Below are 20,809 nucleotides of genomic sequence, written 5' to 3'. Positions count from 1 at the left end.
TTGTGGATTTGATGACGACTAAATTATCGGGCAGCCTACGCATGTTCATGGGCGCAGCGATTGTACTTGCGGTGATCATCGCGGGTTTCCTGAACCGGTCGGCATGGCTGATCCTTTTGGCAACGCCGGCCTTCACCGCGCTTTACGCTCTTGGCAAATGGGACAGGTGGAAACTGGCCTGGCGGAGTGGTGGCCTGAAGATGATCCTTCTGTCCATTCTCGTAACCATGCCGATCCAGTTGATTCTCGTATCGGTGTTTTTCCTGTTCGGCCTTGGGGCCAGCATGCTGGTGGGGGCGTCGACCGGCTTGCAGGTACTCACATCGGCAGATCTCGTCACAGCCGCCGTCATGTTCGTGTTTTCCGTAGCTCTTGCCGGCTTCATCAATGTGCTGGAGGCCCGCTCAGCTGGCGAGGCGCAGGTATCCGTTCCTGCCGCTGTCTTGTCCGGCAAAGGGCAGACGCGAAATGCCGATGAAGAGGTCGAACTCAATATCGATCCGACGCCGCTGACACTGCAAAGCTTTTATGTCTCGCCCGGTTACTGGAAAGCCGACGCACTTGAAGATGCGATGGAAGGGCGTGGCAAACCCGTGGTGAAAAAGGCGGATGCGGCCAGTGAAGATGATATCGCCGCGACCGAAGCGCGATTGGGTTTCAAGCTGCCGGAGGGGCTACGTGATCTCTACAAGGTCATGGATGGCGGTTATGTCGGCTGGATGTATGTGCCGCTGAAGGCTGATCCCGGTCCGTTTTACGATGACTGGCGGGGTGCTTTTTCGATCGATTATTCGCAGCTGCATTCGTTGAAAAACTTGCGCACGGTGAAGGATCTCTATGAGGACTTTACCGACGATCCCGATGAGATGCCGGTTAATGCCGACAAGCTTGTTGTGCTGCAGGCGCGTTATCAGGATATGACGCTGCTGGATTACAGCTATGGGCTGGAAGCACGCGTCTGGCTTGTGGATTTCGATGAAGGGCCGAAACAATCGAAAGATATCCAGTTTCCCGATTTCGACAGCTTTTTTGTCGAGTTGAGGCGCGAATATCCGGAAAAGCTCACGACCGGCGATCGTTTGCTTGCCTACCGCAAGAAGCCGATTGGCGAATACATGCCAGCGCAGCAGCCCTCGGAATTCTGGGGCTCAGATCCGCATGTGTTCGCCAATATTGCCGGATCGCGCAAGGATGGCTCCGAGCCGAAGAAAAAGGCCGATGACAACTTGATTGCGGAAACGCAGACGCGGCTGGGCGTGACATTGCCGTCGGCATTGGTGGCGTTATGGCGTTACCGCAATGGCGGTGCGCTGGCCGCCCGCCATTTTCAGACCAGCAAGGCCGGCGAGCCTTACGCCGAGGCGGAACTGCCGAAACAATTGATGCCAATGGAGTATTTTACGACGCTTGCCGATCTTTCCGACCGCATCACCTGGCCGGACGACGAGCTGCCACTGCGGGAAAAGCATGCGGGTGCGGAGCGATTGGTGATCCTGCAGTACAGGAAAAATGAGGCGCTGCTTCTGGATTATCGTCAGAGTGAAACGATGCCGTCGCTTCTGCTTGTCAATGACATCGTCAAGGACCCGCTTGCCGATGCTGTTCGTATCGACAGTTTTGACATCCTGCTGGAGGGATTGCGGCCGTGGAAATCCGCTTCCTGATGTTTCAGCCGCTTGGCCCGACCAATGCCAGATAGAGGCTGACGGTCACCACCGAGAGTACCGTTGATGTCAGGATCACATTGGAGGTGACGCCGGCCTCGCGCTTGTAGAATTCCGCCAGCATGAAGGAGCCGGTGCCGGTGGGCAGTGCCGCCAGAAGCACGGCGGCGTGAACCAAATTTGGCGGCAGATCAAAGATCAGTGCGGCCAGCACCCAGGTGATGGCCGGCTGCAGGATGAGTTTGAAGCTGGTCAGCAGCGCTGCGGATTTGATGTCGCGCTCTGAGCTGTCACGTTTTGCCGCCAGAAACAGGCCAAGTGCTACCAATGCACAGGGCGAGGCCGCGCCGCCGAGCAGTTTTAGAAAAGTTTCGACAGGAGCGGGCACGGTCAGGCCGCAGATCGGGATGATGGCGCCGATGACGGGGGCGATCAGCAGTGGATTGCGGATCAGCGAACCACCGACCTTGATGAACAGTTTCGAGCGCCGTTTTTCGGTCTGCAATCCGGTTTCGATGAGGATGATGGCGGCCGCGAACAGCACGCAGACGGTGATGATGGTGGCAATCAACGTCGGGGCAAGGGCCGCCGGCCCGAGCGCTGCGGCCGCCAGCGGAAAACCAACGAAACCGGTATTGGCATAGGCCGCGTTCAGCCCGTCGATCGTGGCGTCCGCCAGATGTCGGGGACGGCGCAGGCGGTAAAGGATCGTCAGCACGAAAACGATGAAGGCGCCGAGCGTGAAGGCGGCGATGAAGCCGGGCTGCCAGACATCGACCCAGCGGGCATGCGCGGTGATATCGAGCAGCAGCGCGGGCAGGGCCAGAGAAACGACAAAACGGTTGAGTTCGCTGGTGGCATTGGGGCCAAGCGCGCCGATGCGGCGGGCGAGCCAGCCGGCAAAGATCAGCGCAAAGATGGGAAGAACGACGGTAAGCGTGGCAAGCATGGCGAAGACCGGAGGCAAAAAATCTGTGTCCGGTCTAGTCCTTGCGATCAATTCCATCCAATACTGATTTTTGTTTCAATTCATACCGGATCGGTATCATGATCGACATCAGGCAGATGCGTTATTTCGTGGCGCTGGCGGAAACCCTGCATTTCGGACGGGCGGCGGAGCGGCTGCATATCAGCCAGCCGCCGCTCAGCCGGCAGATCGCGGCGCTGGAAGCGGAGCTTGGCGTGACCTTGCTGGAGCGGAATTCGCGGCAGGCGGTGCTGACCTATGCCGGCCGCCGGTTTCTGGAGGATGCCCGCGCCGTCATTGCCAACTTCGATCAGGCCTGCCGCAATGCCAGGCTGGCCGAACACGGTGATCTGGGCGAAATCTCCATCGGCTTCATGATGCATGCCGCCTATACCGTGCTGCCCGGGCTGACGCGGCGTTACATCAACGCACATCCGGGCGTGCATCTGGAACTGCGCGAAGTGGTGCCGGGCGGGCTTGCCGATGCTGTGCTGAAAGGCCGTTTCGATGCGGCGATCATGTTCAATCCCGGTTTCGTGCGCGGGCTTGAGACGGAGATCATCCATCACGAGGAACTGTGTCTTGTAATGCCGGTGGGGCATCCGCTGGTGGGTCAGCCTCTGGTCTCGGCGAAACAGCTGGATGGCGAGCCGCTGATCGGTGTGCCGATGGATGTGGCGCCGGTTCTGCGCGAGGCGATCACCAATTATTGCCACGGCGCCGGTTTTGCGCCGTCCTTCCGGCTGGAGGTGGAATTGCAGCAGACGATCGTCAGCCTTGTCGCGGAAAAGCTCGGTATTGCGCTGGTGCCGCAATCGATGGAACGGCTTGGCCTGCCCGACGTGGTGTTCCGTCCGCTCGAAAATGCGCCTGTCATCCAGCATGTCGTCGCCTGGAGGCTCGGCAATCTCAATCCGGCGCTGCCGCCGTTTCTGGCCGAGGCGCGGGCAGGTCAAGGCAAGGACAGGGTGTGAGGTGCCGCCGAGCCCGCGGATTGCGGCGATGTTGTCGGCCACTGTAATATCGCTTGCTATTTCCTGCGGATAGGCGGTTATCCTTATGTGTCAACATGAGGAGACAGGCCATGGCCAAGGGTCAGGTACGCAGCAATAAGGAAACGCGCAAACCCAAGAAGGATAAGGTTGCTGCAAAGGCGGCACCGACTTTGGGTTCGCAGGTAAAGCAGGCCGAGAGCGGCGACAAGAAAAAGTAAGGCTTGCAAACACGGCGCACTGCTCTTGTTAAGAGCACAAAAAACATGTTGCGCAGCGGCGGGTGTTCACACCGCCGTTGCGAGGCTTCTTCCCAAACTCCCCCGCATTCGCTTTCGCCGCGTTATCTCCAATCACATCCGCTCGCCCGGCAGTTTTGTCGCCTGTCTGATCCACTCGGTCAGCCTGTCGCCGAAATCGTCACCGTCGCGAATATGGAAATAACGGGTCTCGGCATGTTTTGATGCTTCCGGCGGCATCGGCTTAAGTGAGGTGCCGCGAAAGAAGGCAACCTTGATGTATTTGTCGAAGCAGTGAAGGTTCATGAACCACAGGTCGGTTTCGGTACCGTAAAACGGTGAGTTCCATTTCACCGCCTTGACCACTCCCGGAACGGTGCTGGTGACGATGTCATCGATTTGCTGCCCAACGTCGCTCTTCCAGCCGGGCATGGCGGCGATATAGGCCTTGACCGGCTCTTCGCCATAACCCTTGGCAATCTGCGGATTGCCGCCCGAAAGCAGGACCGGCTTTTTGGTCTCTGTCATGTTCTTCTCCTTGATGAACATCACGGCAGGTTATCATTCCGGGCCGGCGTGACCAATACTTGCGCAAAACCTCCATTTCTCCCCCGCGGCTACGTCATTTTACGTATTCGGGTTTGCGGTGCAGCGGCCGATAGTCCTCTCAAGCAACGGTTAACAAGAGGCTTTGCCCGCCTTGCTTGAACGAACAAGAAGAGGGGTTCGACCATGACATTCAAGGCAAGATTGGGAGGCGCGCTGCTGGCCGCCGCACTGTCCACCACGGCTTTCCAAGGCGCATTCGCGGCGGACGACACGATCAAGATCGGCGTGCTGCACTCGCTTTCCGGCACGATGGCGATTTCGGAAACGACGCTGAAAGACGCCATGCTGATGCTCGTCGAAGAGCAGAACAAGAAGGGTGGCGTCCTCGGCAAGAAGCTCGAAGCCGTTGTCGTCGACCCGGCTTCCGACTGGCCGCTGTTCGCTGAAAAAGCCCGCCAGCTGATTTCTCAGGACAAGGTTGCCGCCGTCTTCGGTTGCTGGACCTCGTCTTCGCGCAAATCCGTGCTGCCTGTGTTCGAGGAACTGAACTCGATCCTGTTCTATCCGGTGCAATACGAGGGTGAGGAATCCTCGCGCAACATCTTCTACACAGGTGCTGCTCCGAACCAGCAGGCCATTCCGGCTGTCGATTATCTGGCTGCCACCGAAGGCGTCGAGCGCTGGGTTCTTGCCGGTACCGACTATGTCTATCCGCAGACGACCAACAAGATCCTGAAGGCCTACCTGATGTCGAAAGGCGTCAAGGAAGAGGACATCATGATCAACTACACGCCTTTCGGTCATTCCGACTGGCAGACGATTGTCTCCGATATCAAGAAATTCGGTTCTGCCGGCAAGAAGACCGCCGTCGTTTCCACCATCAATGGCGATGCCAACGTGCCGTTCTACAAGGAACTCGGCAATCAGGGGGTCAAGGCGGAAGACATTCCGGTCGTCGCCTTCTCTGTCGGCGAAGAAGAGTTGGCTGGTCTCGATACGGCGCCGCTGGTCGGTCATCTCGCCGCGTGGAACTACTTCCAGTCCGTCGATGCACCGGTCAATGCCGAATTCATCAAGAGCTGGCACGCCTATACCAAGAACGACAAGCGCGTTACCAACGACCCGATGGAAGCTGCCTATATCGGCTTCAATGCCTGGGTGAAGGCCGTCGAGGCTGCCGGCACTGTTGAAACAGACAAGGTTCTGGACAGCATCATCGGTGTTTCCGTGCCGAACCTGTCGGGCGGCACCTCGACCGTCATGCCGAACCACCACATCACCAAGCCGGTTCTGATCGGTGAAATCCAGGCCGATGGCCAGTTCGACATCGTGCAGGAAACCCCGGCTGTCGTCGGCGACGAATGGTCGGACTACCTGCCGGATTCGAAGGACCTGATCTCTGATTGGCGCAAGCCGATGGAATGCGGCAATTTTAATGTTGCCACCGGCAAGTGCGGCGGCAAGGGCAGCTAAGTTGAACATAGGTTGGTGGGGGCGTTGTCCCTCACCAACAAAATCTATGGCTTGGCTGAAGCTCAGCCTGACTGCTTCTAGAGACTGCGAACCTCTCCACCGTCATCCTCGGGCTTGTCCCGAGGATCTGCGCCTGCCTGATACTGTCGATGTGTCAGATCCTCGGGACAAGCCCGAGGATGACGGAAACATCGAGTTGCAGGTGAGCAGCTCTGACGGCAGATAGGCGATGAAGGCTGACGCCATGACGACACGACATTTCTTTCGAATTCTGATCACGCTCCTGGCGTTTGCCTTCGCTGCGCCAACCTTTGCGCAAGGCAACGATCCGAAGCCGCTGTTCGACCAGCTGGCCGACGCCAATTTCAATGATGCGGAAAAGCTGGTCGGGCAGATCGCCGCCACTGGCGACACCCGCGTCGTGCCGGCGCTCAACGCCTTTGCCGAGGGTGATCTCTATTTCCGCAAATCCGACAAGGCGGTGTTTGCCGCCAAGGCCGCGGCTTCACAGCTGGAACTGATCGATCCGGTGACGGGCGAAAGCGCCGGTCAGGTCGCCAAGGGTGCCGTCACCAAGATCAAGGTCAACAACAACCTGCGCCGCGCCATTCGCGCCGCTCTCGGTGGCTTGACGCTGATGAGCCCGGATCGTGGTGCACGCCTTGCCGCCGCCGATGCCATCCTGCGTTCGCCAAGCGCCGAAGCGCTGGAACTGGTGGAAGCGGCACTTGCCAAGGAAAGCGACCGTGCGGTGAAGGCCCGCATGCAAGAGGCGCGCGCCGTTTCGCTGCTTTCTTCCGACCGTTCCGTCGAGGAAAAACGCGCCGCCATCGAAACCATCGGCAAACTCGGTGGTCGTGATGCGCTCGGCATCCTCAATTCCGTTTCCTCTTCCATCGATGCCAGCCTGAAGCCCGATCTGGAGGCCGCTATTGCCTCGATCCAGAACGAACAACAGCTGTGGGACATGGCGCAAAACGTCTGGTACGGCCTGTCGCTCGGCTCCGTGCTGCTGCTCGCCGCCATCGGCCTTGCCATCACTTTTGGCGTCATGGGCATCATCAACATGGCGCATGGCGAAATGGTCATGCTTGGCGCCTATTCCACATTTGTTGTGCAGCAGGTGATCCGTGAAAATGCGCCCGGCCTGTTCGACTGGTCGCTGGCCATAGCGCTGCCGGTGGCGTTCCTCGTCACTGGAGCTGTCGGCCTTGTCATAGAGCGCGGCGTCATCCGCTTTCTCTATGGCCGGCCGCTGGAAACACTGCTCGCCACCTGGGGTATTTCGCTGATCCTGCAGCAGGGCATCCGGACGATTTTCGGGCCGACCAATCAGGAAGTCGGCAATCCATCGTGGATGTCCGGTTCGTTTCCGCTCGGCGGCATGACGATCACCTGGAACCGCATGTGGATCGTCGTTTTCTCGCTGTCGATTTTTGTTGGCCTGCTGTTGCTGATGAAGCGCTCCGCGTTCGGACTGCAGATGCGCGCCGTCACCCAGAACCGTCGCATGGCATCGTCCATGGGCATCAGGACGCCGTGGGTGGATGCGTTCACCTTCGCGCTCGGCTCCGGCATTGCCGGCATTGCCGGCGTGGCGCTCTCCCAGATCGACAACGTTTCGCCCAATCTCGGCCAGAGCTACATCATCGATAGCTTCATGGTCGTGGTGTTCGGTGGTGTCGGCAATCTCTGGGGTACGTTGGTGGGCGCTCTGTCGCTTGGCATCCTCAACAAGTTCCTCGAACCGTCCGTCGGGGCCGTGCTCGGAAAGATCCTTGTGCTCGTGCTGATCATCCTCTTCATCCAGAAACGTCCGCGCGGCCTGTTCGCGCTCAAGGGAAGGGCGATCGAAGCATGATGTCCGCTTTCATTTTTCGTGCGCTCAAGAGCCATATTCTGGCGACCGTTGTGGTCATCCTCGCAGCCGCCGTTCTGGTGCCGGCCTCCAACCTGCTTTTGCCAGCCGACCATGCCCTGCATATCCCGACCTACGTGATGTCGCTGATGGGCAAATATCTCTGCTATGCGCTGCTCGCCTTGGCGCTCGATCTGGTCTGGGGGTATTGCGGCATTCTTTCGCTCGGCCACGGCGCCTTCTTCGCGTTCGGCGGTTATGCCATGGGCATGTACCTGATGCGGCAGATCGGTTCCCGTGGCGTCTATGGTAATCCCGACCTGCCGGATTTCATGGTCTTCCTCAACTGGAAGGAATTGCCGTGGTTCTGGTACGGGTTCGATTTCTTTCCGTTCGCGATGCTGATGGTGCTGTTCGTGCCGGGGCTTCTCGCCTTCGTGTTCGGCTGGTTCGCGTTTCGCTCCCGCGTCAACGGCGTTTATCTGTCGATCATCACCCAAGCGATGACCTATGCCCTGATGCTCTCCTTCTTCCGCAACGACATGGGGTTCGGCGGCAATAACGGCCTCACCGACTACAAGGAAATCGTCGGCTTTTCCGTGCAGGCCGGTGGTACACGTGCCGTTCTGTTTGCCATGTCGGCGCTGATGCTGGCGCTTTGCCTGCTGATCGCGTCGGCAATCGTCAATTCCAAATTCGGCAAGGTTCTGGTCGGCGTGCGTGATGCCGAAAGCCGCGTTCGTTTCCTCGGTTTCCGTGTCGAAAACATCAAGCTTTTCACCTTCGTCGTCTCGGCCATGTTTGCCGGCATTGCCGGTGCGCTGTTCGTGCCGCAGGTCGGCATCATCAATCCGGGCGAGTTCGCACCGGCCAATTCGATCGAAGTCGTCGTGTGGACGGCGGTCGGCGGGCGCGGCACGCTCATCGGTCCGATCATCGGTGCTGTTCTGGTCAATGCGGGAAAAAGCTATTTTACCGGCGCCTTCCCGGAACTCTGGCTGTTTGCACTGGGGGGCCTGTTCATTGCGGTCACACTGTTCCTGCCCAAAGGCATTGTCGGCACCATCCAGGGCGGTTTTTCCACCCGAAAGGCGATCAAGGTGGCCAGCGATGCCGAAAAGGGTCGGGGTGACGTGACACCGATCGCACAGGCGGCGGAATAGGAGAGGTCGGGATCATGAACACCATTGCCGAAACACGCTCGAAAAGCCTGCTTTACCTTGAGGACGTCTCCGTTTCCTTCGACGGGTTCAAGGCGCTCAATTCGCTGTCCTTTGTGGTCGAGCCGGGAGAGCTGCGCGCCATCATCGGGCCGAACGGTGCGGGCAAGACGACTATGATGGATATCATCACCGGCAAGACGCGGCCGGATACGGGCCGGGTGCTGTTCGAGGATGAAATCGATCTGACGAAAAAGGACGAGGCGGATATCGCCCAGCTCGGCATCGGTCGCAAATTCCAGAAACCGACAGTGTTCGAAAGCCATACGGTCTGGGACAATCTGGAACTGGCGCTGAACCGGCCGCGCGGGGTGTTTTCGACCCTGTTTTATAAATTGTCTGCCGACGATACCGTGCGCATCGAGGAAATCCTCGACACCATTCGCATGACCCATCGGCGCAACGAACTGGCCGCCAATCTCAGTCATGGCCAAAAACAGTGGCTGGAGATCGGCATGCTGCTCGCTCAGGAGCCGAAATTGCTGCTGGTGGATGAACCGGTGGCGGGCATGACCGATGCCGAAACGGCAGAAACGGCGGTGCTGCTGCGCGAGATCGCCAAAAGCCGCTCGGTCGTGGTGGTGGAGCACGATATGGGGTTTATCCGCGAGCTTGGCGTCAAGGTAACCTGTCTGGCGGAAGGTTCTGTTCTTGCCGAAGGCTCGATCGACTTCGTTTCGAACGATCCGAAGGTGATCGAGAACTATCTCGGGCGATGACACAAGTTGGCGCGGTCATGAAAAACTTCAAGTCTTGCCGGTGATGGAGGAAAGAGCTTTAAAACCGGCAGTTTTTACTGTGAGGTTTCATCATGGCTTTGCTTGGCATTCTGGTTATGGCGATCGGCGGCGCGGCCGTCTGGTACTGGCGTTTGAAGATGGTGCGCGAGGCGGGCAGCGAAGTGATCGACAGTATCGAGCGCATGCGCGGCGCCTTCAAGCGCCGGCAGTTTCGCAAGAAGGCGGAGGCTGCGCCTCTCGCTTCGATTGCCGATCCGGCGATTGCGGCGGTGGCTTTCTTCTTCTGCATCGCCAAGGAAAAGCCGATCTATCTGGATGCGGCAAAGGATGTCATCCGCAGCCGCATGGCCGGCATCATCCGGCCGGGCGACATGGATGAAGTGATGGTGTTTTGCGAATGGGCTTCGAAAAACACCATCAATCCGGAGGATCCGATCCGCCGCTTCCGCGACATGTGGATGAAGGCGCTGGATACGAACGAGCGGATACAGTTGATCGGCATTGCCGAGGAAGTCGCCGAAGTCGGCGGTGACAGGACGAATGAACAGGAGCAGGCGCTCCAGGTACTCAGGCGCACGCTCATGAGCTAGAGCATCGGCAAAGCCGAGGCTCTGTTTTGGATGTTGCAGCGTCGTTCGCGTGCCATGTGCCGCGCATGGCGCTGCAAAAGAAAAGGGTTTCGGGGATGCTCGCAGTCAACAATGTCAATCTGCATTACGGTGCCGCCCAAGCGCTGCGTGGTGTCTCCATCCATGCCGAAATGGGCAGGATCACCTGCGTGCTCGGCCGCAACGGTGTCGGCAAGTCTTCACTGCTGCGGGCGGTGACCGGCCAGAAGCCGGTGAGCGGTGGCACGATTTCCTTCGATGGCGTGTCGATGAACGGGCTTTCGCCCTATGTCCGCGCCAAGCAGGGCATTGGTTACGTGCCGCAGGGTCGCGAGATTTTTCCGCTGCTGACGGTGAAGGAGAATCTCGAGACCGGTTTTGCACCATTGGCACGCAATGAGCGCACCATCCCTGACGATATCTTTACGCTGTTTCCAGTTTTGAAATCGATGCTGTCGCGTCGCGGTGGTGATCTGTCCGGCGGCCAGCAGCAGCAGCTGGCGATCGGCCGCGCCATGGTCACGCGTCCCAAAATCCTCGTGCTGGACGAACCGACCGAAGGCATTCAGCCCTCGATCATCAAGGATATCGGCCGCGCGATCCGCTATTTGCGTGATTCCACGGGCATGGCCATCCTGCTGGTGGAGCAATATCTGGATTTTTGCCGGGAGCTTGCCGACCACGTCTACATCATGGATCGTGGCGAGATTGTGCATGAAGGGGCCGCTGAAACGCTGGATACGGCAGAAGCAAGGCGCCACTTGACGGTCTGACACACATTTTGTGTCACAGGCCGCAATTTATTGCATGGCTGCTACCCGGCGCACCCATTTAAATCCGTTCTAATAAGTGTTATTCAGCTGCCATTCAGACAGGCAAACACCACCCCGCACCCTATGATGAGGCGCTTGATGGCATTTGAACGCATGATAGATCGATCTGGTTCCCAAGCTCTTGGCACTTTTTTTGCGACAGGAGCTTTTTTCTTGGCCGGCGGCCTGGGAATGGCCCATGCCGGATGTGGCGAGACCTATAAACCAGGCCGTCACGTCACGACGATCGAGGCCGATGGCGTCAAGCGTTCCGCCGTTTATTACGTGCCGTCCTCCTATACGGGCAAGGACAAGGTGGCCGTCGTTTTCGACTTCCACGGCAGCAACAGCAATCCGAGCGGCCAGCTCAATCGGTCTTCCTGGGACAAGGTCGCCGAGAAGAACGGCTTTATTGCGGTGGCTTTGCAGGGCAGCATTTCCGGCAAGACACCCGGTACCTTTGCCTGGAACGTGCCGCATGTTGAAGTCAGCAAGGCTATCATCCCGCAGGGAGGTCAGGGTGGCCTCGACGAGATTTCCTTCATCGATGAAGCCGTCGATGAGGTGAAGGATGATTTCTGCGTCGATCCGAACCGCATTTTTGCCTCCGGTTATTCCGGTGGTGGCCGTATGCTGTCGGCCTATCTCTGCGCCGGCGGCGACGATTTTGCAGCAGCCGGATTCGTCAATTCGCTGCGCGCCGGCCGCCCCGTGGAGGCAGATGGCAAATGGGCTCCGGAAAAGGCCAATTGCAGCCCGGCCAAGCCGGTCTCGATCGTTGCGTTTGCGGGCCAGAAGGACGAGCAGAACCCTTATGCGGGTGGTGGGTCGGCTTACTGGCAGTATGGTTTCAAGACCGCCATCCAGCGCTGGACCGACATGGACGGCTGCACCGGCAATGGCCGCACCGAGACCGTCAACGGCGTGACCTACGGCGTTTACGACACCTGCAAGAACGGCGCGCGCATCGCTTCTTACTCGTTTGCCAACGGCACGCATGACTGGCCGAAGCCGACGGAAAAGGAAACGGTGATTGCGGCTGCTACCGACAGCGCCAATGGCGTAGTCAAGGTTTCGGCCGTTGCCAAGAAGCCGGCTTTCGACGCCAATATTGACCCTGCCTATCGTATGTGGGACTTCTTCGGCAAGGCCGACAGCACCGATGTCGTGGCAACCGCTGCGCAGCCGAAGGCAAAAATTTCGGATGTCGCTGCAAAGGACTGCATGGCGACCGGCGACAGCCAGGACATGACGTGCAGCATCAGCCAGACCACCGACATGCGCCGCAGCGGGCAAGGGGCGAAGGGCGCCTTGTAACCAAGGCGTTTGAGGGCCGCACGCGGCTTGCCGAACTTTTTCAGGAAGGCTGCGCAAAGATCCGCCTGCCGGAGACGTTTTCTCCTGCAATGGAAGCGGTTCTGATCAATACGTCCGGTGGTCTCACCGGCGGAGATAGAGTGGGGTGGAAGATCGTCGCCGGCGGTGGGACGGCGGCGACGATCACGACCCAGGCCAACGAAAAAATCTACAAGGCATCTTCTGATACCGCGACGCTTTCCACCCAAATAGAAGTGGGTGAGGGGGCGGTTGTCCATTGGCTGCCGCAGGAAACCATCCTTTTCGACCGATCGTCGCTGACGCGCAGCCTCGAGGTCGATCTCCACGACAATTCCGAATTTTTAGCCGTCGAGGCAGTTTTGCTCGGCCGCAAGGCGATGGGCGAAACGGTCGCGAACGGCTTTTTCCGCGATCGATGGCGTATTCGCCGCGGCGGCAAGCTCATCCATGCCGAGGATTTGCGTCTGGACGGTGCGGTCGAATCATTGTCGGCGCAGTCCGCTGTTCTGTCGAGCCAGGTGGCTTTTGCCACGTTGTTTTACACCGGACCGCGCGCCGAGGCCCTTCTGGAGCCGCTGAGAAACATTCTCGGTGCCTCAAATGCAGGCGCAAGCTGTTGGAATGACAAACTGATTGCCCGAATTACGGCCATCGACGGCTTTGCCTTGAGAAAAATCCTGGTACCGGCAATTTCCGTATTGCGTAATGGCGCGGCAGTGCCGAAAGTCTGGCATATCTGATCCGATAAGCCGGGACGTTCCATGAACCTGACCCCACGCGAAAAAGACAAGCTGCTGATTTCCATGGCGGCCATCGTCGCTCGCCGCCGCCTCGAACGCGGCGTGAAGCTGAACTATCCCGAAGCCATTGCGCTGATTACCGACTACGTTGTCGAAGGCGCACGCGATGGCCGCTCGGTTGCCGACCTGATGGAAGCCGGTGCCCATGTCGTGACCCGCGATCAGGTGATGGAAGGCATTCCGGAAATGATCCATGACGTGCAGGTGGAGGCGACGTTCCCGGATGGAACGAAGCTGGTGACCGTTCACGAACCGATCCGCTGAGGAGCAAGCGATGGCACTGGCCCTGCGACCCAATTGCGAATGCTGCGACAAGGATTTGCCGCCCGATAGCCGCGAGGCGATGATCTGCACGTTCGAATGCACGTTTTGCGCCGATTGCGCGACGGACAGGCTCCGCGGTTTCTGCCCCAATTGCAGCGGTGAACTGGTGCGTCGCCCGGTGCGCCCGTTGGCGGCGCTGGTCAACAATCCGGCGTCTACCGTGCGGGTGCTGAAGCCCGAAGGCTGCCAGCCACAAACTGCTTTAACCGCCTGAGGGAGTGATTCATGATACCCGGTGAAGTCATTGCCGCCAAAGGCGAAATCGAACTGAATGCTGGTGCGCCGACAATCTCGATCGATGTGTCGAACACCGGTGACCGGCCGGTCCAGGTGGGCAGCCATTACCATTTTTTCGAGACCAATAACGGCCTCTCCTTCGAGCGCGACAAGGCGCGGGGCATGAGGCTTGATATTCCGGCCGGTACCGCCGTTCGTTTTGAGCCGGGCCAGACCCGTTCGGTGACGCTGATCCCGCTTTCGGGCAAACGCGAAGTTTATGGATTCCAGCAAAAGATCATGGGAGCACTCTGAAATGGCCACGAAACATTATATCGGCGGCTGCCAGTGCGGCGCGGTTTCCTTCGAGGCGGATGCCGATCTCGACAAGACGGTGACCTGCAACTGCTCGCGCTGCCAGCGTCTTGGTGCGGTGCTGACGTTTACGCCGAAAGCGGCTTTCACGCTGAAGTCGGGCGAGGAAAACCTCACCGAATACCGCTTCAACTCGAAAAAGCTGCAGCATCTGTTCTGCAAGACCTGCGGCATCCAGAGCTTCTCTTATGGCACCGCGCCCGATGGCGCTGAGATGGTGGCGCTCAACGTCAATTGCCTGGAGGGCGTCAATCCGCGCAAACTGACCTCCTACCATCATGATGGGGCGGCGGCGTGATATGCGAAAGGGCCGTAAAATGCTGAAACTGGTGATGATGCCGCTTCTGTGCGGCTGTGTGTTGCTGGTCGATGGTCCGGCGCCTGCGCAGGAACCGGCGCCCGATTGCAAGGCGCCGCAGACGCAGACCGACATGACCATCTGCGCCGGGCAGGATTTGGCCGATGCCGATAGCGCGTTGAACGTCCAGTACCAGGCGACCCGTAAGGTGATGAAATCGCGCGATGCGGATGCAGTCAGCGAAGATCAGAAGGGTGCGGAAGCAGCGCTGCTCAAAGCGCAGCGTGCGTGGATTGTTTACCGCGACGCCGAATGTGATCTGCGCGGATATCAGGCGCGCGGCGGCTCGATGGAGCCAATGCTGGTCTCAAACTGCGCCGCCGATTTAACGCGCGAGCGGACGAAGGACCTCAAAGCGTTGGCCGAAAATCTATGAATTGATGCCGATCCGCAGCTGACCGAACTCCAGAGGTAAACCATGTCCTACAAGATGTCCCGCGCTGCCTATGCCTCGATGTTCGGCCCCACCACCGGTGACAAGGTTCGGCTGGCCGATACCGAACTGTTCATCGAGGTGGAGCGCGATTTTACCACCTATGGCGAGGAGGTGAAGTTCGGCGGGGGCAAGGTCATTCGCGACGGCATGGGCCAGAGTCAGGCGACGCGGGCGCAAGGGGCTGTCGATACGGTCATCACCAATGCGCTGATCGTTGATCACTCCGGCATCTACAAAGCGGATGTTGGTTTGAAGAACGGCCGCATCCACGCCATCGGCAAGGCCGGCAACCCCGACACACAGCCGGGCGTGACGATCATCGTTGGCCCTTCGACCGAGGCGATTGCCGGCGAAGGCAAGATTTTGACCGCGGGCGGCATGGATGCGCATATTCACTTCATCTGCCCGCAGCAGATCGAGGAAGCGCTGATGTCGGGCGTTACCACCATGCTGGGTGGCGGTTCCGGGCCGGCACATGGCACGCTGGCCACCACCTGCACCGGCGCGTGGCATATCGAGCGCATGATCGAAAGTTTTGATGCCTTTCCGATGAACCTCGCGCTTGCCGGCAAGGGCAATGCGGCGCTGCCGGCTCCGCTTGAAGAAATGATTTTGGCTGGCGCCTCATCGCTGAAGTTGCATGAGGACTGGGGCACGACACCGGCGGCCATCGACAATTGCCTGACAGTTGCTGACGAATACGACGTGCAGGTGATGATCCACACCGATACGCTGAACGAATCGGGTTTTGTCGAGGACACCGTTGCTGCCATTCGCGGCCGCACCATCCATGCCTTCCACACGGAAGGGGCGGGCGGTGGCCATGCGCCCGACATCATCAAGGTTTGCGGCAATCCGAACGTCATCCCATCCTCCACCAATCCGACGCGGCCTTATACGGTGAATACGCTCGCCGAACATCTCGACATGCTGATGGTTTGCCATCACCTGTCGCCGTCGATCCCGGAAGACATTGCTTTTGCCGAAAGCCGTATCCGCAAGGAAACCATCGCGGCCGAAGATATTCTGCACGACATCGGCGCCTTCTCGATCATTTCGTCGGACAGCCAGGCGATGGGCCGCGTTGGCGAGGTGGCGATCCGCACCTGGCAGACGGCCGACAAGATGAAACGCCAGCGCGGTCAATTGAAGGAAGAGACCGGCGATAACGACAATTTTCGCGTCAAACGTTATATCGCCAAATACACGATCAACCCGGCAATCGCGCATGGCGTCAGCCATGAACTTGGTTCGGTCGAGGTCGGCAAGCGCGCCGATCTGGTGCTTTGGAACCCTGCCTTTTTCGGCGTGAAACCGGAGATGGTGCTGCTCGGCGGTTCGATTGCGGCGGCTCCGATGGGTGATCCGAATGCCTCGATCCCAACGCCGCAGCCGATGCATTATCGCCCGATGTTTGCCGCCTACGGCAAGCTCAGGACCAATTCTTCAGTCACCTTCGTTTCCCAGGCATCGCTCGATGGCGGTCTGGCGCAGCGCCTCGGCGTCGCCAAGAAGCTGGTGGCAGTGAAGAATGTGCGCGGCGGTATCGGCAAGGCGTCGATGATCCACAATTCGGCGACGCCGCATGTGGAGGTAGACCCGGAAACCTATGAGGTTCGCGCCGATGGCGAGTTGCTGACCTGCGAGCCGGCCACCGTTCTGCCGATGGCGCAGCGGTATTTTCTGTTCTGACCTCCGTAGCGATACATAGATGAAGACGTTCGCTCGATGGTTCCTGACGGTGGTGCTTCTGATCGTGATCGCTGCGGCGGCGGGCACGTTCATCCCACGACCGCTGTTTGCCCCTGAGCAAGCGGCGGGCGGCGGTGAAACGCGTCGCATCCTCGTTCTTTCCAACCCGATACACACAGATATCGCAATCCCGCTGGATGACGAGACGCGAGCTGCCTATGCTTTCCTCGGCGACACCGGCATTCCCGTTGCCGATCCTCGGGCAGAATGGCTGGTGATCGGCTGGGGAGGGCGGTCGTTTTATCTGGAAACACCGACATGGGCCGATCTCAAGCCGGTGCCGGTCTTTCGGGCGCTCACCATCGATCGTTCGGTCATGCATGTCGATATCGCCGGGCCGATCGATGAGGGGCACCCCTCCGTGCGGGCTTTCGATCTTTCCAGTGCCGCCTTTCAAAACCTCTCCGGCTTCATCCAGGCGAGTTTTGTCCGCGAGCAAGGCAAGGTCGCGCTTATTCCCGGTGCCGGTTACGGTGACTATGACCAGTTTTATGAAGCGCATGGATCGTTCAATGCGCTGGTCGGCTGCAATACATGGACGGCAGGTGCGTTGCGCGCTGCCGGCTTGCACACCGGTTGGTGGAATCCGCTACCGCAGACGCTCGGCCTTTCACTCGATCTCTATAATCGCGCCCAAAATTGAGGCTGGTTCGTCTTCTAGCAATGCTTCCTGTGAATAGCTGCTGTGCAGTGCAGGATTTTGTTAAGAAGTTTGCTGCGCTGCAGGAAAATTGTCTTTAGAGAAGTTCTCATCTGCTCCGGGACGGGGCAAAAGTTCAATTCTTCTGGAGACAGTCATGCTGGGCAAACGCGTTCCCCAAGTCACTTTCCGCACCCGCGTCCGCGATGAAGCCGTTGGCGGCCCGAACCCCTACCGTTGGCAGGACGTGACCTCGGCCGATTATTTCGCCGGCAAGCGCGTTGTGCTGTTCTCGCTGCCGGGCGCCTTCACGCCGACCTGCTCGACCTTCCAGCTGCCTGATTTCGAAAAGCTTTTCGGCGATTTCCAGGCCGAAGGCGTCGACGCCATCTATTGCATGTCGGTCAATGACGCATTCGTCATGAACGCATGGGCCAAGAGCCAGAACCTCGCCAACGTCACCGTCATTCCGGACGGTTCGGGCGAGTTCACCCGCAAGATGGGCATGCTGGTTGCCAAGGACAATCTCGGTTTCGGCATGCGCTCGTGGCGTTACGGTGCCATCGTCAACGATGGCGTTGTCGAGCAGTGGTTCGAGGAAGAAGGTTATTCCGACAACTGCGAAAGCGACCCGTATGGTGCCTCTTCGCCGCAGAACATTCTGGACAATCTGCGTGCCATGAAGGTTGCCGCCGAATAAGGTTTTTGCCTTTATCGCAATGTCTCGAAAGGCCCGGTTCAAGCCGGGCTTTTTGCGTTCAGTCCTTGGGGCCCATGTGGGACCAGACCGGGTTGCCGATCGTCTGCAGCAGGTCCGCTGCCACGCCATCGATGCGCGCAAGCACGGCCTTTGCAAGCTCCTGCCCGGCGTAGCGCACATCCTCGGTAACGGTGAGGATTTCCGGCCTGATCCAGTTCAGGAACTCGGCTGATTGTTTGGCAACGATATCGACATCGGTGCCGAGTCTCAGGCCCGTCGCTTCGATGCCGGCCGTGAGCGCGATGGTGGAGGAGCCGCTGAGCGAGACGATGCCGTCGGGCGGCTCGGGAAGGCGGCAGAGGCGCTCGGAATGGCTGCGCAATTCGTCGAGCGGCGTTTCCGTCGTCAACCGTCCCATCGATACCTCGGTCGCGTGAAAATCGCTTAATGCGCGCTCGAAACCGGCACGGCTGTGCGCGTGATAGGAAAACCGGCTTTGCGGCGCCAGAAGCGCGATGCGTCTGCGCCCACGTTTCACCAGTCGTTCGACGGCCTGGTAGACATAAGCCTCGTTGTCGAAATCGTAATAGGGGTGGATAATCCCCATGTCGGTGCGGCCATGGGTGACGAAGGGCAGGTTGCGTTCCTGCATGAGTTTGACACGCGGATCGTCGGGTTCGATGCGGGAGATGATCACACCGTCAGCCGAGCCGGTGTCGAGAATGTAACGGATCGGCACCATCGGGTCCTTCTCGAAGGAATGTGGCGTCACCACGAGGTGATACTGCGTGCCGCCAAGAACCTCGGAAATACCCTGCACGATCTGGCTGGTAAAACCCATCAGTTCCTGTTCGATCCCGAGCACGAGGGCAATCACATTGGTCTTGCCGGTGCGCAGGCGCACGCCGGCGCGGTTTGGCTGGTAGCCCAGCTGGCGTGCCACCAGCCGTACACGTTCCTTGGTATCCGCGCCGATATCCGGCGCGTCCTTCAAGGCACGCGATACGGTCGTGATCCCAAGCCCGGTCATATAGGCGATGGTTTTCAGCGTCGGGCGCTCTGTTGCGGGCGTGCCGCGGGAAAATCGTCTGTCTTCGTCGTCCATGACTGCGTTCGTGCTGGAGGCACCGCTGATCGGCGGCTTAACCGTTCTTTGGCGTCTTACGGCAAAAAACTGTAACGTTACAGTGATTTTTATGAAGGTCATTTCGCGTAGTGTCTACAACCTGCAATTCAACGTAGGTATGACGCAGTCGCACAAACTTTTTGCAACCGCGAAGACGGCGTATTGATAAACTTTCATAAGGTATTGAATTTATGTGATGTTGAACGTGATCGGTTCAATTTGGAACTCTCCCTAAGATTGAATCAATCACGGCGATGAAATTATTCCCTCTATCACGGGTTGCCACCTATAAAACTTTGCCCTAGCTTTTTACTGCAACGTTTCAGTGAGGGAGGAGACTCATGCGTATTCGTGCTTTTGCAGCTGTCATGGCTGCCACAGTGGCGCTGCCCTGTATCGTTCAGGCGGCTGATCTGGAAGTCACGCATTGGTGGACGTCGGGTGGTGAAGCCGCCGCCGTCAAGGAACTGGCCAACGCATTCAATGCAACAGGAAACAAGTGGGTGGATGGCGCCATTGCCGGGTCCGGCAGCACGGCGCGTCCGATCATGATCAGCCGTATCACCGGCGGTGATCCGATGGGTGCCACGCAGTTCAACCACGGCCGTCAGGCCGAGGAACTGGTGCAATCCGGCCTGATGCGCGACCTGACCGAGGTGGCGGAGAAGGGCAAGTGGAAAGAAGTGATCAAGCCGGCGAGCCTGCTCGACAGCTGCACCTTTGAAGGCAAGATCTATTGCGCGCCGGTCAATATCCACTCCTGGCAGTGGCTGTGGGTGTCCAATGCCGCCTTCGAAAAGGCGGGCATTCCGGCTCCTAAGGACTGGAACGAGTTCGTCGCTGCCGGCCCGAAACTGCGGGAGGCCGGCATCCAGCCGCTGGCGCTTGGCGGGCAGGCCTTCCAGGCCGCCAATATGTTCGACGTCTTCATTCTGTCGATTGGCGGCAAGGAGCTGTTCGAAAAGGTCTACAAGGACAAGGATGAAGAAGCGGCGGCAGGGCCGGAAATGGCCAAGATTTTTGCTGCGGCAGTTCAGGCGCGTGACCTTGCCAAGGGCAATAACGTACAGGACTGGAACCAGGCGACCAATCTCGTCATCACCGGCAAAGCCGGCGGCCAGATCATGGGCGACTGGGCGCAGGGCGAGTTCCAGCAGGCCGGACAGACGGCCGGCAAGGAATATAGCTGCCTTGCAGGTCTGGGCCTCAATCAGGTGCTGACCACCGGTGGCGACGCCATCTATTTCCCGCTGATCGAAAACGAGGAAACCACCAAGGCACAGGATGCGTTGGCGGAAACGATCGTTGATCCCAAGGTCCAGGTTGCCTTCAACCTCAAGAAGGGCTCGGTGCCGATCCGCGGCGACGTCGACATGGCGTCCGCCAATGACTGCATGAAAAAGGGCATCGACATCATCGCCAAGGGCGGCACCGCCACGAGCGTCGACCAGCTGCTTTCGACCGACAGCATGAAGCAGAAGGAGGATCTCATGGCCGAATTCTTCGCAAATGCTTCGATGACACCTGAAGCCGCGCAGGAGCGGTTTGCCGAAATCATCGGCTCGGCGGACTGACAACCGCTTTCCATCGCTCACCCTGACCGGCTCCGCTCAAAAGGCGGG

The 20,809-nt window shown here is 58.9% G+C and carries 23 protein-coding genes; 20 read left to right on the top strand and 3 right to left on the bottom strand.

The genetic code is table 11. The annotated features are described in order from the left end of the window. Positions 1-11: 11 nt before the first annotated feature. Complete coding sequence (locus tag GAO09_RS28210) at positions 12-1,664, top strand: SMI1/KNR4 family protein (RefSeq protein WP_153360086.1); 1,653 nt, start codon at positions 12-14, stop codon at positions 1,662-1,664. A 4-nt stretch (positions 1,665-1,668) separates the two neighbouring features. On the opposite strand, the gene GAO09_RS28205 is transcribed toward GAO09_RS28210, so the two are convergent. Further along, positions 1,669-2,613 carry an AEC family transporter gene (locus tag GAO09_RS28205; RefSeq protein WP_153360084.1) on the bottom strand — a complete coding sequence of 315 codons (945 nt, stop codon included), beginning with the start codon at positions 2,611-2,613 and terminating at the stop codon, positions 1,669-1,671. 98 nt (positions 2,614-2,711) lie between these two features. Between GAO09_RS28205 and GAO09_RS28200 the strand changes: the two genes are divergently transcribed. Together GAO09_RS28200 and GAO09_RS30300 are read left to right on the top strand one after the other, a co-directional pair. Continuing rightward, positions 2,712-3,605: a LysR substrate-binding domain-containing protein gene (locus tag GAO09_RS28200; RefSeq protein WP_153360082.1), complete on the top strand. Its 894-nt coding sequence runs from the start codon at positions 2,712-2,714 to the stop codon at positions 3,603-3,605. A 110-nt stretch (positions 3,606-3,715) separates the two neighbouring features. Then, positions 3,716-3,844, top strand: a complete 129-nt coding sequence (locus GAO09_RS30300) for a hypothetical protein (RefSeq protein WP_274379791.1) — start codon at positions 3,716-3,718, stop codon at positions 3,842-3,844. Positions 3,845-3,976: 132 nt separating this feature from the next. Here GAO09_RS30300 and GAO09_RS28195 read toward each other — a convergent pair whose 3' ends face one another. After that, complete coding sequence (locus GAO09_RS28195) at positions 3,977-4,390, bottom strand: DUF1801 domain-containing protein (RefSeq protein WP_153360080.1); 414 nt, start codon at positions 4,388-4,390, stop codon at positions 3,977-3,979. A 204-nt stretch (positions 4,391-4,594) separates the two neighbouring features. Between GAO09_RS28195 and urtA the strand changes: the two genes are divergently transcribed. From urtA to GAO09_RS28115, 16 genes are all read left to right on the top strand, one after another. Next, a complete protein-coding gene (urtA, locus tag GAO09_RS28190; RefSeq protein WP_153360078.1) occupies positions 4,595-5,884 on the top strand; it encodes an urea ABC transporter substrate-binding protein in 1,290 nt (429 codons plus the stop codon). A 244-nt stretch (positions 5,885-6,128) separates the two neighbouring features. Then, positions 6,129-7,745 (top strand): urea ABC transporter permease subunit UrtB, encoded by a 1,617-nt coding sequence (gene urtB / locus GAO09_RS28185; protein WP_153360076.1) that lies wholly within the window; start codon positions 6,129-6,131, stop codon positions 7,743-7,745. Further along, a complete protein-coding gene (urtC, locus tag GAO09_RS28180; protein ID WP_153360074.1) occupies positions 7,742-8,905 on the top strand; it encodes an urea ABC transporter permease subunit UrtC in 1,164 nt (387 codons plus the stop codon). The genes urtB and urtC overlap by 4 nt, the downstream gene beginning before the upstream one ends. Before the next feature lie 14 nt (positions 8,906-8,919). After that, on the top strand, positions 8,920-9,681 hold the full coding sequence (gene urtD / locus GAO09_RS28175; protein WP_153360072.1) for an urea ABC transporter ATP-binding protein UrtD: 762 nt from the start codon (positions 8,920-8,922) through the stop codon (positions 9,679-9,681). 92 nt (positions 9,682-9,773) lie between these two features. Continuing rightward, the gene (locus GAO09_RS28170) at positions 9,774-10,292 is read left to right on the top strand and encodes a hypothetical protein (protein ID WP_153360070.1); all 519 of its coding nucleotides are present in this window, start codon (positions 9,774-9,776) and stop codon (positions 10,290-10,292) included. A 95-nt stretch (positions 10,293-10,387) separates the two neighbouring features. Further along, a complete protein-coding gene (gene urtE, locus GAO09_RS28165) occupies positions 10,388-11,083 on the top strand; it encodes an urea ABC transporter ATP-binding subunit UrtE (RefSeq protein WP_153360068.1) in 696 nt (231 codons plus the stop codon). Between the two features lie 213 nt (positions 11,084-11,296). Continuing rightward, positions 11,297-12,439, top strand: a complete 1,143-nt coding sequence (locus GAO09_RS28160) for a CE1 family esterase (RefSeq protein WP_153360066.1) — start codon at positions 11,297-11,299, stop codon at positions 12,437-12,439. Continuing rightward, positions 12,376-13,200 carry an urease accessory protein UreD gene (locus GAO09_RS28155; RefSeq protein WP_324184640.1) on the top strand — a complete coding sequence of 275 codons (825 nt, stop codon included), beginning with the start codon at positions 12,376-12,378 and terminating at the stop codon, positions 13,198-13,200. Before GAO09_RS28160 ends, GAO09_RS28155 begins: the two co-directional genes overlap by 64 nt. Positions 13,201-13,221: 21 nt before the next feature. Beyond that, positions 13,222-13,524: an urease subunit gamma gene (locus tag GAO09_RS28150; RefSeq protein WP_128442860.1), complete on the top strand. Its 303-nt coding sequence runs from the start codon at positions 13,222-13,224 to the stop codon at positions 13,522-13,524. 10 nt (positions 13,525-13,534) lie between these two features. Further along, the gene (locus GAO09_RS28145) at positions 13,535-13,798 is read left to right on the top strand and encodes a DUF1272 domain-containing protein (protein WP_153360064.1); all 264 of its coding nucleotides are present in this window, start codon (positions 13,535-13,537) and stop codon (positions 13,796-13,798) included. A gap of 11 nt (positions 13,799-13,809) precedes the next feature. After that, positions 13,810-14,115: an urease subunit beta gene (locus tag GAO09_RS28140; RefSeq protein ID WP_153360062.1), complete on the top strand. Its 306-nt coding sequence runs from the start codon at positions 13,810-13,812 to the stop codon at positions 14,113-14,115. 1 nt (position 14,116) lies between these two features. After that, the gene (locus GAO09_RS28135) at positions 14,117-14,473 is read left to right on the top strand and encodes a GFA family protein (protein WP_153360060.1); all 357 of its coding nucleotides are present in this window, start codon (positions 14,117-14,119) and stop codon (positions 14,471-14,473) included. Positions 14,474-14,492: 19 nt separating this feature from the next. After that, positions 14,493-14,909, top strand: coding sequence for a lysozyme inhibitor LprI family protein (locus GAO09_RS28130; RefSeq protein ID WP_235938545.1), 417 nt, complete (start codon positions 14,493-14,495; stop codon positions 14,907-14,909). 42 nt (positions 14,910-14,951) lie between these two features. Further along, positions 14,952-16,661 (top strand): urease subunit alpha, encoded by a 1,710-nt coding sequence (gene ureC, locus GAO09_RS28125; protein WP_153360058.1) that lies wholly within the window; start codon positions 14,952-14,954, stop codon positions 16,659-16,661. Positions 16,662-16,680: 19 nt separating this feature from the next. Further along, positions 16,681-17,364 carry a TIGR02117 family protein gene (locus GAO09_RS28120; protein WP_153360056.1) on the top strand — a complete coding sequence of 228 codons (684 nt, stop codon included), beginning with the start codon at positions 16,681-16,683 and terminating at the stop codon, positions 17,362-17,364. A gap of 154 nt (positions 17,365-17,518) precedes the next feature. Continuing rightward, on the top strand, positions 17,519-18,061 hold the full coding sequence (locus tag GAO09_RS28115; protein WP_153360054.1) for a peroxiredoxin: 543 nt from the start codon (positions 17,519-17,521) through the stop codon (positions 18,059-18,061). A 58-nt stretch (positions 18,062-18,119) separates the two neighbouring features. Here the strand turns inward: GAO09_RS28115 and GAO09_RS28110 are convergent, their stop codons facing one another. Continuing rightward, on the bottom strand, positions 18,120-19,166 hold the full coding sequence (locus tag GAO09_RS28110) for a LacI family transcriptional regulator (protein WP_153360052.1): 1,047 nt from the start codon (positions 19,164-19,166) through the stop codon (positions 18,120-18,122). Between the two features lie 362 nt (positions 19,167-19,528). Between GAO09_RS28110 and GAO09_RS28105 the strand changes: the two genes are divergently transcribed. Then, a complete protein-coding gene (locus GAO09_RS28105; protein WP_153360050.1) occupies positions 19,529-20,761 on the top strand; it encodes an ABC transporter substrate-binding protein in 1,233 nt (410 codons plus the stop codon). The last annotated feature ends 48 nt before the right edge of the window (positions 20,762-20,809 follow it).

This window comes from Endobacterium cereale, assembly GCF_009617585.1.
GTDB lineage: Bacteria > Pseudomonadota > Alphaproteobacteria > Rhizobiales > Rhizobiaceae > Neorhizobium > Neorhizobium cereale.
The sequence above is the reverse complement of the archived record's forward strand: the minus strand, read 5'-3'. Positions and strand labels throughout refer to the sequence as shown.